Source organism: Myceligenerans xiligouense, assembly GCF_003814695.1.
GTDB lineage: Bacteria > Actinomycetota > Actinomycetes > Actinomycetales > Cellulomonadaceae > Myceligenerans > Myceligenerans xiligouense.
The window spans coordinates 1,399,319-1,413,541 of the sequence record NZ_RKQZ01000001.1; the positions used below are offsets into that span (position 1 = coordinate 1,399,319).

Here is a 14,223-nt window from a genome sequence, read left to right on the forward strand (position 1 = left end):
GGTCACATGTGGGGTGGTGGGCAGAGGGCCAGGGGGTCCGCGGGGTCGGCCGGCGTCCAGCCCCGGGACCGGGCCGCGTCGGCGAACCGCGGCATGCCGAGGTAGCGGAACGCGGCCGGCGCGTTGGGGACGAGGCCGGTGGCGAAGGTTCGCACCACGCGCAGGCTGGTCTGCGCCACGTCCCGGGTGGTCAGGTCGCGGGTGATGATCCGGTGCCCGGCGTCCAGCAGCGCGCGGCGCACCTCGCCCGGCGTGACGGGTTCGACGTCGGTCACCGGGATCGTGCCCAGCTCCGGCTCGGTGAACCGGGCGGCCAGCGGGTGCACCCGCTCGTCGAGCCACACCTGCACGTGCGCCCCGAGGTCCCGGACGTGCCGGAACTGCTCGCCCGCCGAGTCCAGGTACCGGCGGTCGGCGCGGTGCTCCAGGTAGAGGCCTGGCGCCATGAGTCCGGCGTCGACCGCCTGGAACACCCAGCCGTCGGCGTCCACGCAGCCCAGGGTGTAGATCCAGGTGTGCACCGCTTCGAGCACCGCCTTGCGCACCGCCCGGACCGGGTCGGTGGCGGCGGAGAACCCGGCCGCGTACACGCCGGTGTCCGGGTCGTGCACGAGGGCGCCCATGGCCGGCGCCAGCTCGGTCGGCATGCGCACCACGTGCACCTCCAGCGGGGTGCCCGCCAGATCCTCGGCGAGCCCGGGCACGGAGTCCAGGTCGATGCCCGACGCCGGGCCGCCGTGGTGCCACCACACCTCCAGCGCGTCCCGCTCGGTGAGCTCCAGCAGGCCCCGGTCGTGCGCGTCGGCGGAGCCCTGGCCGGTGGCGATGCCCGCGTAGTTGAGGTGGTGGATCCGCGGCAGGTGCGTGAAGCGCCGCCGGCGCCAGTTCAGCCCGATCAGCGAGTGCGGCATCCACACCTCGCGGCCGCCGGCGTCGTACCCGCCGGCGGTCTGCTCGACGCAGCGGGACCAGAGGGTGGGGGTGTCGTCGGCGAAGCCGGTGTAGGGGAACCCGGGCCGGTCCAGCTGGCCGCGGTCCCAGCGGGGCAGCTCGTCACCGCCGACCACGGTGAGCCCCGCGGCCCGGAGCTCGTCCGCGGTGCCGGTGCGGTACTCGCGCGGGTCCAGCTCGTCGGGGATGAAGTTGCCGCAGTACCGTTCGGCGGCCTCGGCGATGGCGGCGATGCGGGCGCCGGCCGGGTCGCCGAACGTCGTGCCGAGCGAGACGCGGTCGGCCGGCCAGTCGCCCAGGCGGCGGGCGTCGGACACCTCGGCGGTGAGCGACGTGTACCGGTACGGGGCGCGATCCGGGCGCAGCACCTCCTTGACCCGCCGGATCATGCCGGTCATCGGGTCCACGAGGCGTTCGACGTCGAGTGGTGCGGCCTGCGTGCTCATCGTCCTCCTTCCAGGGGCACCGCAGCGGCGCCGGGAGTGTCCGGCGTCCAGCGCCGGGTGGCGGTGTCGAGGGTCTCGGTGGTGCCGGGTTCCGGGCCGGCCGTCCCCGCCAGCCAGGCGGCGATCCGGCGGCCCGGGGTTCCCGCGGCGTCGAACGCGGCGCGGAGCCGCGGGTCCCGCGTCCCGATGCCCAGGTCGTGCCCCCACGGGCCGGCCAGCAGCGCGGCCCGGGGCCCGTACCGCGCACCCCAGGCGGCGGCGAGCGCGCGGGCGTGGTGGTCGAACGGGTCGCGGTCGCCGGTGACGACGAGCAGCGGCACCCCGACGGCGCCGTACCGGCCGGCGAGGTCCAGCGGCCCGGTCTCCCACAGCCGGTGCCAGGCCCGACGGCGCGGAAGGTCGCTCCACCCGAGCCAGGCGGCGGCGGCGACCGGGCTCTCCCGGTGGGCGACCTCCGCGGCGCGGTCCAGCCGGTCCGGGGACAGCGGTGGGTCGTCCGACCTGCCGAATCCGTGCCGCGCCCACCAGCCGATCCGGTCCCGGTACTGCGGGCGGCCCGTGCCGGAGTACGCCGTCTCGTGCAGGCCGAGCGCGGGCACGAGGGCGACGACGGCGCCCACACCGAGCGACGGGCCCGCGACCCGCGCGGTCTCGAGCGCGGCGTGGGCTGCGTAGCTGGCCCCGTAGAGCACGGCCGGGCCGTCGAACCCGGCTTCGCGCAGGTCGGCCAGCGTGGCCGCGCCGTCGGCGCCCTCGACGTCGTACGGCGTCCACGCTCCGTCCGAGCGGTGGCGTCCGCGCACGTCCTGGACGAGGCAGTCGTATCCCTGCCGGGCCAGCGAGGCGGCGAGCGGGTGGTGTCGCCGCGCGTCGTAGGGGGTGCGGACGACGGCGACGCCCCGGCGGTCCCCGGTGGCGGGGAACAGGTCGCCGACCAGTCTGGCGCCGTCGGCCAGGACGACGTGCCGGCGGTGCGGGATTCCGGTGGCTGTCATCGCACGGCCGGCTCGTCGAACCCGAGCACGGTGTGGGTGTGCAGGCGCAGGTGCTCGTCGAGGACGCGCAGGGTGCGGCGGTGCCCGGCGAGGCCCGGGGCGTCGTCGGCCCAGTCGGTGAGGACGGTGAGGCACGACGAGACGATCGCGCCGCGTGCCAGGTCCCCGAGACGGTGCGCCGGAGCGGGGGGCGCGGCGAGCCACGAGTCGAGCTCCGGTCCCGCGGGAGAGGCGGCGATCCGGCGCCGGCGTACCTGGTCGGCGTCGGCCTCGGTGCCGTCGACGGCCAGGGGCAGCAGGTGGAAGTGGTCGCCCTCGCGGTGGCCGTGCAGCACGGCGACGCCCTGCGCGGGCAGGGTCTTCAGCCACCGTCCGAGGCCGGCAGACGGGGCGGCGTCGAGCACGGCGACGACGGCGTCCGGCCGGGCGGCGCGGTCCGACGCCGTACCGGGCGGCGGGATCGTGTCCTCGCCGTGCGGCCCGGGGACGGTGCCGTCGCCGAGTGTCGCGCCGGGCCGGATCCGGGTCACGCCGGCTCCCGCGCGGCGCAGTTCGCGCGCCAGGGCGGAGGCGAGGTGGTCCCGGCCGACGACGGCGATGTCCCGCCTGCCCTCGGGCCAGCGCGTGGCGGCCAGGTCGCGCCGTCGTGCCGTGGCGACGTGCGCGATGCGGCGCAGGTAGCGCCGCAGCTCACCGCCCACGGCGAGGCCACCGGTCGCGGCGCCGTCCGGTACGGAGTGCAGCCGCAGGAAGCGGCCGTCGCGGGTGCGCATCGCGGGGCGGTCGCCGGTGAGGCGGACGTGGTCGAGGCCGCCGGGCAGCGGCAGCCACTCGGATCGAGGCACGGAACTCCTTCGGATTCGGGCGCGGGGCGGGACGGACGCGGCGGGGCGTCCACCGTGAGCGGGATGATGGGGCGGAGTGCGCCGGGCGGTACGAGCGCCCGGCGCACTCGCCCGGACCGGTTCACCTCCCCGGTCCGGTGCGCCTAACGGCGGCGTGACGAGTCACCCGCCGGACGGCGCGGTACGCGGATCGTGCGACCCGCGAGCCGGCTCAGTCCTCGAACGGGTTCTCGACGAGCGCGTTCGAGTGGTCGGCCGAGTTGTGCGCCAGGTGCTCGGTGTCCTGGATCTCGCTGACGAGCTCCGTGGTGGTGTTCTCCATGGTTCTGCCTTCCTGTTGACGTGCCGGCGCAGTGGCCGGACCTGGGGGACCAGGCATTTCGGAACGTACACGATAATGATTCTCACTTCTAGTATGGTTTCGCCTGATGAACACGAACCTGCTGCTCGCGGACCATCGTTCGGGCTGGTGGCGCACCCTTTCCGGGATGGCGGCCGGCGAGGGTCGGCCCCTCCGGCCGGACGACGGCGACGCCCGGCGGGCCACCCTCGCCGAGCACGCCGGCGTCCTGCGGCTGCCCGCGGGCGCGCCGCACGGCGCCCGGGCCGTCTTCGTCGACGACGCCCTCGGTACGCTCGTCGTGCTGGACGACGCCGGGGAGGCCACGCGCATCCCCGTCGCGATCCCGGGCGAGCATCTCGCCGCCGACCCGTCCGGGCGCTACGTGGTGTGCACGACGGGCTGCGGCGCGTCGGCGGAACCCTGGAGCGACCTGGTCACCGTCGCCGACCTCGCGGAGCGCACGGCCGTGCGGGTGCGGGTGCGGACGGGGGAACCCGGCGCCGCCGTCGTCCGCGACACCACGACCGGGGAACCTGTCGTCGTGCTCCGCCACCGCGCGCCGGGCGAGGTCGAGGCGATCGGGCTGCGGCAGCTGCTCGACGCCGGCCCGCACTGCCCGCGAGTCCGGGGGAACGTCGCGCCCATGACGGGCGACCTCGGCCACGGTGACGCCGTCGACCACGCCGCCGGCGTCGTGCACCTGGCGACGGAGGCGGGGATCGAGCGGTTCGAGATCGCGGACGCCGTTCCCCGCCGGCTGGAGACGTGGCCGTGGCCGGGCGGCGGGCGCGCCTGGTTCCTGCGCTTCGATCCCGCCACCCGCACCCTCACCGGCTCCCTCCGCGGGGGCGAGCCCGACCCCGCCGCGTGGCACCGCTGGACCAACCGGGTGGCGACCTGGCGGGCCGATGACGGCGAGGCCACCGTCACCCCGGCGGGCGACGGCCTCGTCTTCCGGCCTGACATCCGCGACGGCGTCGTGGCCTGGACCGTCGTGCATCCGGACGGCGACCGGCTGATGATCCGGCAACCGGACGGCGACCGCACCGAGGTGGAGCTCCCCCCGATGAGCGCGGGGCCCCGGCCCGGCGCGACGCCGTGGGACCCGGTGGACGGCCGGCCCGCCCAGCGCCGGGCGATAGCCCTGATCGACGCCGGCCGGGCGGCGGTGACCCGCGGCGGGGACGGAGAGCTGCACCTCGTCGGCCGCGGGGGAGTGGAGGCCACGATCGCCGTCGGCACTCCGCTGGACGAGGGAGGGCACCTGGCGGCACTCCCGGGACAGCCCTCCGCTTCGGTGGACGGCATCGGCCGATGACCCCCGACCCCGCACCGCCGGCGAGCGGCCGCCCCGGCCCGGGCTCTGTGGTCGGCCCGAGGTCGAGAAATCGGCCCCCCGAGCGACCGACCGCACGGACAACCGGCCGACCGCTCGACGACCAGCCGGCCGCAGGGAAGCGTCCCATCGGCCCGCGGCCCATCGACCCGCGCCTCGACGCCGCGCTGCATCGCGCCGAGGCCGCCGGGCGACCCGGGCTTCCGCTCGGTGACCTGCGGATCTCCCGACGGGCCGGCGACCGGTACCCCGTGGTGCTGCGCGACGAGGAGCGCCTGGTCCACGATCCGGGCGCGGCCGTCCAGCGTGCCGCCCTCAGCCCCGACGGCCGCATCCTCGCGCTCGAGGTCTCCGCCGACGGCACCGAGTCGGGCGCGCTCCGCCTGCTCGACGTCCTCTCCGGGAGCGCCCGGACCGTCCCGGGCCTGGCGCTGCGGTACACGGACATGACCTGGACCCCGGACGGCGACGACCTGATCCTCACGGTCGGCCCCCGGCGCGTCGTCGCCCTGCGCGTCCCGACGGGGCCGACCACGCCGCTCCGGTCGACGGCGACGCAGCCAACGGACGGAACGGCGTGGACGCCCGTCGAGCGCCCGGACGCACCCGGCCCGCGGCCGCGGACCGTGTGGGAGGGCGGCGAGGGCGAGCGGGCACGCCCCGTCGTGATCGGCGGACGGCTCGTGCTCACCGTGTCCGACGACGACGGCACCCGGCTCATCACGACGGACGCGACCGAACTCGTACGGCTGCCCGGGGTGTGCACCGTGCACGCCGCCGGAAACGACGCCCTCGCCGTGTCACGGACCGCGCTGTACTCCCTGCACGGCGACGATTCCGGCATCGCGATCCGGGCCACCGCTCCGCCGGCCGGCACCGTGGTGCACGCGCTCGCCACCTCCGGGAGGTTCTGGCTGCACGTCGTGATGGACGGGCACTCCGAGGTCGCCGAACTCGACGCGGAGCTGGAGGTCGTCCGGCGCGTTCCCGTCTCGGCCGACGACGACGTGCGGGCCGTCACCGGGCTCGCGCGCGACGGCGACGGCCTCCAGGTGCGGGTCGAGGCACCCGCCCGCGTCCCCGAGGTCGTACGCCTCGACGCGCTCGTGGCCCCGGGCCCCGGCCGTGCCGGCGCATCGCGGACCCGCCTCCTCACCGTCCCCGCCGCCGACGGCACGCCCGTCGAGCTCGTCGTCACCGACACCCACGACGGAGCCGCGCCCGTGCTCGTCGTCGCCTACGGCGGGTTCGGCGTGGTCGACCTGCCCGGCTTCGAGCCGTCGGTCGCCGCCTGGTGCGAGCTCGGCGGCCGCTACGTCACCGCCCGCGTCCGGGGTTCCGGCGGGGCCCCGGGGCGGCACGAACAGGGACGCGGTCCCCGCAAGGGGACCGGCCCGGCCGATCTCGTGGCGGCCGCCCGAGGACTCGTCGCCCGCGGGCTCGCCGAGCCGGGCCGGATCGCGTTCTCGGGTGCCTCCCACGGCGGGCTGGTCGCGGCCTCGGCGGCGCTCGCCCAGCCCGGCCTGGTCGCGGCCGTCACCTGCACGGCCGCACCGCTCGACCCGTTCCGGCTGGAGGAGCACCCGTACGCCGCGTACTGGCGCCAGGAGTTCGGTGACCCCGCCGATCCCGGCATCCGGGCGGCCATGGCCGACTACTCGCCGTTCGCGCGCCTGGACCGCTACCCGTCCGTCCGGCCGCTGCCCGCGTTCCTCCTGACCACGTTCGACCAGGACACCCGGGTCTCGCGTGCCCCCACCGACCGGTTCGCCGAGGCGCTGCGCACCCGCGGCGCCGTCGTCGGCCGCGAGCACCGGCCCGCGATGGGCCACGGCCGCAACGCGCTCGACGACGTCCACGACTTCGCGGCGTCCGTCCTCGGATTCGCCCGGTATCACACCCAGGGAGCAGACCCCTCATGAGACATCGCCTCCGGGCGCCGCTGATGACCGCCGGGGCCGGCATCGCCCTCGTCGCCGTCCTTATCACCTCCGCCGCCGTCGGCACCGTCGACCTCACGCCCTACGACGCCGGGCGCCTCACCCTGGGCCACCTGCTGCCCGGCATGCCCTGGATGTCCGACGGCACCTACACCCCCCTCCAGGACCAGGCGGTCTGGCAGTTCCGGATGCCGCGCGCCCTGCTCGCCGCACTCGCCGGCGCCGCGCTGAGCCTCGCCGGAGCGCACCTGCAGGCCGTGGTCCGCAACCCGCTGGCCGAGCCCGCCATCCTCGGGGTGTCCTCCGGGGCGAGCGTCGGCGCGGTGGCCGTCGTCGTCCTCGGGACCGCGAGCACCGTCTCGATCAGCACCGCCGCCTTCCTCGCCGCCACCGCCGCCACCGCCCTGGTGTTCCTCGTGGCGCAGAAGAACGGCCGGATCGCCCCCGCGCGGCTCATCCTCTGCGGCGTCGCGCTGGGCATCTTCTTCAGCGCGATCACCAGCTACCTCACCCTCACCACCGAGGCGCAGAACGTCTTCAGCGTGATGTTCTTCCTGCTGGGCTCCGTCTCGGCCGCGACCATGACCTCCCTGGTCGCGCCCGCCGCGGCGCTCGCGATCGGCCTCGTGGTGACGGCGGTCGTCGTGCGCGGCATGAACGCGATGTCCGTCGGGGACGACGCCGCGGTCGCCCTGGGGACCGACGTCAACCGGCTGCGCGTCGTGCTGCTGCTCACCGCCGCGCTGCTGACCGGTGTGGTGGTGTCCGTCGCGGGCGGCATCGGGTTCGTCGGGCTCGTCGTGCCGCACGTGGCGCGGCTCCTGGTCGGTGCCGACCACCGGCGCATGATCCCGCTCGCCGTGACCGGCGGGGCGCTCTTCCTCGCCACCGCCGACCTGCTCGCGCGCACGGTGTCCGCACCCGCCGAGGTCCCGATCGGGATCGTCACGGCGATCGTCGGCGCGCCGTTCTTCCTGTGGCTGATGCGCGGCCACGCCGCCGACGAACAGGGGATCGGACGATGAGGCTGGACATCGAGAACGTGTCGGTGACGCGGGGTGCCCGCACCGTGGTGCACGGCGTCACCACCGCCGTCGGGACGGGCCGCGTCCTGGGCCTGCTCGGGCCGAACGGGAGCGGGAAGTCCTCCCTGCTGCGCGCCTGCTTCCGCGGGCTGCGGCCGAGCGGCGGGCGGGTGCTGCTGGACGGCGCCGACCTGGCCGGGATGTCGCGCCGGGACATCGCGCGGAACATCGCCGTCATGGCGCAGGAGCCGCCCGACGAGCTCGGCCTGACCGTCGCCGAGAGCGTGCTGCTGGGCCGCACCCCGCACCACCGCGGGTTCGCCGGCGACACCACCGAGGACCGTGACCTCGCGGAGCACGCGATGAAGCTCACCGGGATCACCCACCTGGCGCACCGGCACGTGCACGCCCTGTCGGGCGGGGAGAAGCAGCGCGTACTGCTGGCCCGCGCGATCACGCAGGAGGCGAACGTCCTCCTGCTCGACGAGCCGACCAACCACCTGGACCTGTCCTACCGGTTCGAGCTGATGCACCTGGTCGCGGGGCTCGGTGTCACCGTCGTCATGGCGTTGCACGAGCTCGACCTGGCGCTCGGCCACTGCGACCGCGTGCTCGTCCTGGACGGCGGCCACGCCGTGGCGGACGGCCCGCCCGGCGAGGTGCTCGTCCCCTCACTCCTGCGCGACGTCTTCCACGTCGACGCCGCCCGGACGGTGCATCCCCGCACCGGCCGGGACCACCTGCTCCTGTCCGGAGCAGCCCGATCCGAGGAAGGAACCTCATGAACTCATCCCCGACCCGCATCCTCCCGCCGCGGCGAACCGCGCTGCTGGCCACCGGAGCACTGCTCGCCGCGGTGCTGCTCGCCGGCTGCGGCACCGGCGTGCAGGCGGCCGACGGCGCGGCCGCCGACCCCTCCGGCGCCGGCGGCGCCTACCCCGTCACGGTGGAGAACTGCGGCAGCGAGATCGTCGTCGACCGGGCGCCGGAGCGCGTCGTCGGGCTGGACCCGTCGCAGACCGAGCTGCTCGTCCGGCTCGGCGTCGCCGACCGGCTCGTCGGCCAGGCTCAGGTCGCCAACCACCCGCTGCCGGAGGACATCGCCGACCAGGTGGCCGGCGTCCCCGAGCTCAGCACCGAGACGCCGCCGGCGCGGGAGGACCTGCTCGCCGTGGAGCCCGACGCGGTGGTCGCCCCGACGACGTACGAGTTCACGGCCGAGCAGGGTTTCGCGAGCATGGAGCAGCTCGCCCAGGCCGGGGCGGTCAGCTACGTCGCCACCGGCGGCTGCGCGGAGCGGCGGCAGACCTCCGAGGTCGACGACCTGCTCACGGACATCGCGAATCTCGGAGCGATCCTCGGCGTGCCCGACGAGGCCACCGCTCTCGCCGGCGAGATGAGCGACCGGCTCGACGCCGTCGACGCCGCGGTGGCGGGCCAGGAACGGCCGACGGTCGCCCAGCTGTACGTCGAGGGCAGCACGGTGTCGGCGATCGGCGCGGGGGTCGAGTACGACATCATCCGGCGGGCCGGCGGCGACAACGTCTTCGACCCGGCTGAGGACCTGTTCGAGCAGTTCTTCGCGGCCGCCGTCACGCCCGAGGAGATCGCCGCGCGCAACCCGGACGTCATCGTCTTCGGCGTGCACGACGACGCGCAGGAGGCGCAGGCGCGTGACTACCTGACCGCGACGTTCCCCGAGGTGACCGCCGTCAGGGAGGACCGGCTCGTGGCCGTTCCGTCGTCGGGCCTCTTCCCGGGCTCGGTCGGCAACGTCACCGCGGTGGAGGACGTGGCGCGGGCGTTCTACCCCGACGCGTTCTGACGGGAGGGAGCGCCCGGAGCACCCGCGGGAATCTGGCAGGATTCCCCCTGTGAAGCACGGCACACGGGTCGCGCTGTTCCTCGTGGGTGCGCTCGTCTACACGGTCTCGGTCGAGGCGCGGGAGTCGCTCGCCGGGTGGTTCGACGGAGTCTTGTGGGCGGTCGCCGCGATCCTGCTGGTCCTCGCGGTACGGCACCCCGCCCACGACGTCGTCGACCCCCGGGACTCCGCGGTGCGCGTCCTGGACACCGGCGGCTCGTCGCGGGACCGGGTGCGGACGATCCTCCGGCTCGAGCCGATCGACGTCGCGGGACGGCAGCGGCCACCCGGCGGGCCGTGGCCGGGTCGGGGTGCCCGGGCGGAGGGCTGGCTCGTCGCGCACGGCCTGACGCGCGTCCGGGCCGAGCAGGCGGTGGCGCACCTCGCGGTGCGGGGGATCCGCGCCGTGCGCGAGGTGGACTCGCGCGCGGTCGTGCACCGGCTCCTGCTGCACGCCGCCCCCGTCCTCAGCGCGCCGGTGGTCGTCACGGTGGTCGGAGGGCTGGAGCTGCTGCCCTTCGTGGGGCCGATCGGTGCCGTGGCCGGATGGGCGGTGCTCGTCTTCCTCGTCTACCTGGTGATCGACGTGCTGGTGCCACGACGGGACGCGGCCGATCCCGGGTTCTCCGTCGACGGGCCGTTCACCGTACGGCTCGTGGGCGTCGACGCGACGCTGGAGCGCGACGCGGTGGAGCTCATCAGCGCGTTGTGCCGGGTCACGGCCCTGGGGATGGACGAGGCGCGGATCCTGTTCCGCACGATCCCCGCCACGGTCGTGGAGTGCGTCACCGCGGCCGAGGCCGATCGCTACCGCACCGCGCTGGAACGGGCGGGCGCCACCGTGGAGGTCGTGGGCAGGTAGCGTCTGCCCATGCGCGACCAGACCGTCCTCCAGCCCGGCACCGGCGTCCCGGCGGGGGCGCACTACCTGGCCACCGAGCCGGACACCGCGTTCTGGGGCCGCCTGCCGTGCGCCACGGACGAGCCGGTCCTCACGGTGGACCCTGGGGACGACGTCGTGGTGGACACCCTGTCGCACGAGGGCCTTCTGGAGGACCAGGGGTCGGACCCGCTCGCGTACTTCGGTGCCCGGGGTGTGCCCGAGCGGGCGGTGCTGGCCGACGCCGTCGAACTGACGCGGGCCGCCCGCGCGGGTGAGCGGGCGAGCCGGCTGGGCCCGCGGACGCCCGGGCCGCCCGACTCGCCCGCGGGTCACGGCGGGCACGTGGTCACGGGGCCGATCGCGGTGCGCGGCGCCCGTCCGGGCGACCTGCTGGCGATCCGCGTGCTGGAGGCAACGCCCCGCGTCCCGTACGGCGTGATCTCCAACCGGCACGGCCGCGGGGCGCTCCCCGGGGAGTACCCGGTGTCGGGCGCCGCTGTCGTGAGCGTGTTCGCCCAGGTGGACGAGCACGGTCGTGGGCGCCTGCCCCTGACGGGACGGACGTCGCCGGGTGGCGGGACGTCGCTGGACGGTGCTCCGGGCAGCGCGCCGCCGTCGGGCACGCGCGAGCCGCCTGCCGCGCGGACCGTCGGCTTCGACCTCGCGCCCTTCTGCGGGATCATGGGCGTCGCCGCCGCGGGCGGCGAGCGGCCCCACTCGGTGCCGCCGGGGAGCTTCGGCGGCAACATCGACATCAACCTCCTGGGCGCCGGCGCCACCCTCTACCTGCCCGTCCAGGCCGACGGCGCGCTGGCGTACGTGGGCGACCCGCACTTCGCGCAGGGCGACGGCGAGGTGGCGCTCACCGCGTTCGAGGCGTCGCTGCGGATGCGCCTGCGCCTGGACCTGATCCCGGCCGCCGATGCGACCCGGATGTTCGGGGAACTGGCCGGGCCGCTGGGGGAGACGAGCGACTTCCTCGTCCCCACGGGCCTCGACCGGGACCTCGACGTGGCCGTGCGGAACTGCGTCCGCGCGGCGATCTCCCTGCTGCGGGCCCGGTACGGGATGGACGCCGCGCACGCGTACGCCTACCTGTCGGCGGCGACGGACTTCAACATCTCCCAGGTCGTGGACGTGGTCAAAGGCGTGCACGCGAGAATCCGCATGTCGGACTTCACGGCGTGAGCCCTCCCGTCGACCCGTCACCGGCCGCGGCGGGTCGGCATGACGGTAGCCGCGGCCGCCCGCGCGAGGGAGGTTCTGGGGCAACGCCCGGCCGGTCCTGTCGTCCGGCTGGCACGATGGCCCGCATGGACAGCTCTGTGTGGCGGGTGCTCGGGGACGACGGCGCGGCCCTGGTGGCACCGACAGGCTCGGGCGTGCTGGACGGCGAGACCGTCGCCGTCAAGGATCTCTTCGCGGTGGCCGGGCAGCGCGTCGGGGCCGGAAACCCGGCCTGGCTGGCGCGGGCGCCCGTCGAGCCGGTGCACGCCCCGGCCGTGGCACACCTCCTGGAGGCGGGCGCGGCGGTGACGGGGATCGCGCGGACCGAGGAATTCGCCTGGTCCCTGACGGGCGCGAACGCGCACTACGGCACGCCGCCCAACCCTGCGGCTCCCGGCCGGATCAGCGGCGGTTCGACGTCCGGGCCGGCGACGGCGGTCGCGGGCGGTGAGGTGAGCATCGGGCTGGGCACCGACACCTCGGGGTCGATCCGGGTGCCGGCCGCCTACCAAGGTCTGTGGGGTTTCCGGCCCACGCACGGCGCGATCTCCGGCGAGGGGGTGCTGCCGCTGGCGCCGTCGTTCGACACCGTCGGCTGGCTGACCAGGGACCCGGACCTGCTCGCCCGGGTGGGGGCGGTGCTGCTGCCGGCTGCCGGGGAGAGCCCCGTCGGCGGCAGCCTCACGCCGGTCGCGGCGCTCCTCGACCTGGCCGAGCCGGACGTCAGGTCGGCCGTCGACAACTGGCTCGCGGCCTCGGAGGCGAGCGCGGCCCCGGCGAGCGGCACGCCCTGGGGCGATCGCGACGTCCCGCCGTTCACCGGGCTCCCGGACGCCTGGGTCGAGGCCGTGCGCGTGGTACAGGCCGCCGAGGCGTGGGAGATCCATGCGGAGTGGATCGGCCGGCACCTCGAGGACCTCGGGCCCGCGGTGCGGGGGCGGTTCGAGTTCGCCCGGTCCCTGACCCCCGATCAGGTCGTCGAGGCCCGCGGCATCGCCGCCGAGGCGCGTTCGGCCATTCGCGGGCTGTTCGGCGACGACGTCCTCGTGGTGCCCGCGGCGTCCTCTGTCGCGCCACCCGCGGGCGACCCCGGCGCGGCCGAGGCGGTCCGGGCGGCCACCGTGGCCCTCTGCGCCACGGCGGTGCTCGGCGGCCTCCCGGCGCTCGCGGTGCCGCTCCGCACGGCAGCCGGCCTCCCGGCGGCGGCCTGCCTGATCGGCCCCCCCAACTCGGACCACACCCTGTTGTCCCTCCGCCCCCGTAGCTGAGTCGCGTTCAGTAGGGGTTCGAATCCATTTACTCGGCCGTGAAAGGTCCGCTGGGTCGGGCCGGACTGGGCGGGGTTGAGGCGGCGAGCGGGTGGCGAGGTGTTTTACCTCGGCGAAACGTCCGTGTCGCATGGGCGAACCGGTGAAACTGTAGGTTCAGTGTCATGGACCTGGCCACCTTCAACGCCCTCCCCGAGGCCGAGGCGGCCGCCGTCGTGCGGCCGTGCGCGGACATCCCGGCATGGGTGGACGACGTCGTCTCCGGCCGCCCCTACCCGACGCGTGACGCCCTGGTCCGCCGCGCGACACGGGCCGCCGCACACTGGGGCGAGGCCGACCTGAAGGCAGCTCTCGCACATCATCCGCGGATCGGCGAGCGCGCCGAGGGCAACACCCGGGAGGCCGCCATGTCGCGCAGGGAGCAGGGGGCGTCGTCGTCCGACACGGCCACGGCGGACGCGATCGCCAACGGCAACGCCATGTACGAGAAGCGGTTCGGGCGCATCTTCCTCGTCCGTGCCGCCGGCCGGACCGGGCCCGAGATCCTCGAGAACCTCACCGCCAGGCTGCGGAACGACGACGCGACCGAGACGCTGGTGGCGATCAACGAGCTGCGGCAGATCGCCCTGCTGCGTCTCGACGGGCTGATCGACGAGGAGACCCCGGCATGACCACCGCCTCCACCCACGTGCTCGACGCCGCCCGCGGTCTCCCGGCCGCCGGCATGCGGGCGGCGCTCACCGGCCCGCTCCCCGTGCCGCCACCTGACGACGCAACCGGGGACGGGCCGTCGCCGGACCACGAGCGCGCGCCGCGACCGCCGTCGGACACCGCCGCCGAACCGGGCGGCAGCCTGCCCGCCGCCGCCGAACCCGAACACCGCACCGCCACCACCGACGACGACGGCCGCATTGCCTGGGGCGATCTGCCCGGCCCCGGTACCTACACGCTGGAACTCGCGACCGGCGACTGGTTCGCCGCGCAGGACCGCGACACCTTCTACCCGCGCGTCGTGCTGGAGGTGGCACTCGGCACCGCCCACACGCATGTCGCGCTGCTGCTGAGCCCGTTCGCCTACACGACCTACCGGGGGAGCTGAG

General features: G+C 75.7%; 14 protein-coding genes. 10 read left to right on the forward strand and 4 right to left on the reverse strand.

Translation table 11 applies throughout. The features are described from left to right. Positions 1 to 2: 2 nt before the first annotated feature. The 4 genes from EDD34_RS06035 to amiA form a co-directional block, all read right to left on the reverse strand. Positions 3 to 1,397 (reverse strand): YcaO-like family protein, encoded by a 1,395-nt coding sequence (locus EDD34_RS06035; RefSeq protein WP_123813761.1) that lies wholly within the window; start codon positions 1,395 to 1,397, stop codon positions 3 to 5. Further along, positions 1,394 to 2,392, reverse strand: a complete 999-nt coding sequence (locus tag EDD34_RS06040) for a CocE/NonD family hydrolase (RefSeq protein ID WP_123813762.1) — start codon at positions 2,390 to 2,392, stop codon at positions 1,394 to 1,396. The genes EDD34_RS06035 and EDD34_RS06040 overlap by 4 nt, the downstream gene beginning before the upstream one ends. Then, positions 2,389 to 3,237, reverse strand: a complete 849-nt coding sequence (locus EDD34_RS06045) for a hypothetical protein (RefSeq protein WP_123813763.1) — start codon at positions 3,235 to 3,237, stop codon at positions 2,389 to 2,391. The genes EDD34_RS06040 and EDD34_RS06045 overlap by 4 nt, the downstream gene beginning before the upstream one ends. A 211-nt stretch (positions 3,238 to 3,448) precedes the next feature. After that, on the reverse strand, positions 3,449 to 3,559 hold the full coding sequence (gene amiA / locus EDD34_RS21095) for a streptamidine family RiPP (protein ID WP_246012211.1): 111 nt from the start codon (positions 3,557 to 3,559) through the stop codon (positions 3,449 to 3,451). Positions 3,560 to 3,665: 106 nt separating this feature from the next. Here amiA and EDD34_RS06050 point away from each other — a divergent pair, with 106 nt between their 5' ends. The 10 genes from EDD34_RS06050 (at position 3,666) to EDD34_RS06095 (ending at position 14,222) form a co-directional block, all read left to right on the forward strand. Further along, positions 3,666 to 4,898, forward strand: a complete 1,233-nt coding sequence (locus EDD34_RS06050; RefSeq protein ID WP_123813764.1) for a hypothetical protein — start codon at positions 3,666 to 3,668, stop codon at positions 4,896 to 4,898. Next, entirely contained in the window at positions 4,895 to 6,838 is a 1,944-nt protein-coding gene (locus tag EDD34_RS06055) for a prolyl oligopeptidase family serine peptidase (protein WP_123813765.1), read from the forward strand. The genes EDD34_RS06050 and EDD34_RS06055 overlap by 4 nt, the downstream gene beginning before the upstream one ends. Then, entirely contained in the window at positions 6,835 to 7,881 is a 1,047-nt protein-coding gene (locus tag EDD34_RS06060; RefSeq protein ID WP_211341504.1) for a FecCD family ABC transporter permease, read from the forward strand. Before EDD34_RS06055 ends, EDD34_RS06060 begins: the two co-directional genes overlap by 4 nt. Further along, the gene (locus EDD34_RS06065; protein ID WP_123813766.1) at positions 7,878 to 8,666 is read left to right on the forward strand and encodes an ABC transporter ATP-binding protein; all 789 of its coding nucleotides are present in this window, start codon (positions 7,878 to 7,880) and stop codon (positions 8,664 to 8,666) included. Before EDD34_RS06060 ends, EDD34_RS06065 begins: the two co-directional genes overlap by 4 nt. Beyond that, positions 8,663 to 9,706 carry an ABC transporter substrate-binding protein gene (locus EDD34_RS06070; protein WP_123813767.1) on the forward strand — a complete coding sequence of 348 codons (1,044 nt, stop codon included), beginning with the start codon at positions 8,663 to 8,665 and terminating at the stop codon, positions 9,704 to 9,706. The genes EDD34_RS06065 and EDD34_RS06070 overlap by 4 nt, the downstream gene beginning before the upstream one ends. A gap of 49 nt (positions 9,707 to 9,755) precedes the next feature. Next, the gene (locus tag EDD34_RS06075) at positions 9,756 to 10,607 is read left to right on the forward strand and encodes a ribosomal protein L7/L12 (RefSeq protein ID WP_123813768.1); all 852 of its coding nucleotides are present in this window, start codon (positions 9,756 to 9,758) and stop codon (positions 10,605 to 10,607) included. 9 nt (positions 10,608 to 10,616) lie between these two features. Continuing rightward, positions 10,617 to 11,816, forward strand: a complete 1,200-nt coding sequence (locus EDD34_RS06080; RefSeq protein ID WP_123813769.1) for an acetamidase/formamidase family protein — start codon at positions 10,617 to 10,619, stop codon at positions 11,814 to 11,816. 125 nt (positions 11,817 to 11,941) lie between these two features. Continuing rightward, positions 11,942 to 13,123: an amidase family protein gene (locus tag EDD34_RS06085; RefSeq protein WP_123813770.1), complete on the forward strand. Its 1,182-nt coding sequence runs from the start codon at positions 11,942 to 11,944 to the stop codon at positions 13,121 to 13,123. A 164-nt stretch (positions 13,124 to 13,287) separates the two neighbouring features. Next, entirely contained in the window at positions 13,288 to 13,794 is a 507-nt protein-coding gene (gene uraD, locus EDD34_RS06090) for a 2-oxo-4-hydroxy-4-carboxy-5-ureidoimidazoline decarboxylase (protein WP_123813771.1), read from the forward strand. Beyond that, positions 13,791 to 14,222: a hydroxyisourate hydrolase gene (locus tag EDD34_RS06095; protein WP_123813772.1), complete on the forward strand. Its 432-nt coding sequence runs from the start codon at positions 13,791 to 13,793 to the stop codon at positions 14,220 to 14,222. The genes uraD and EDD34_RS06095 overlap by 4 nt, the downstream gene beginning before the upstream one ends. The last annotated feature ends 1 nt before the right edge of the window (position 14,223 follow it).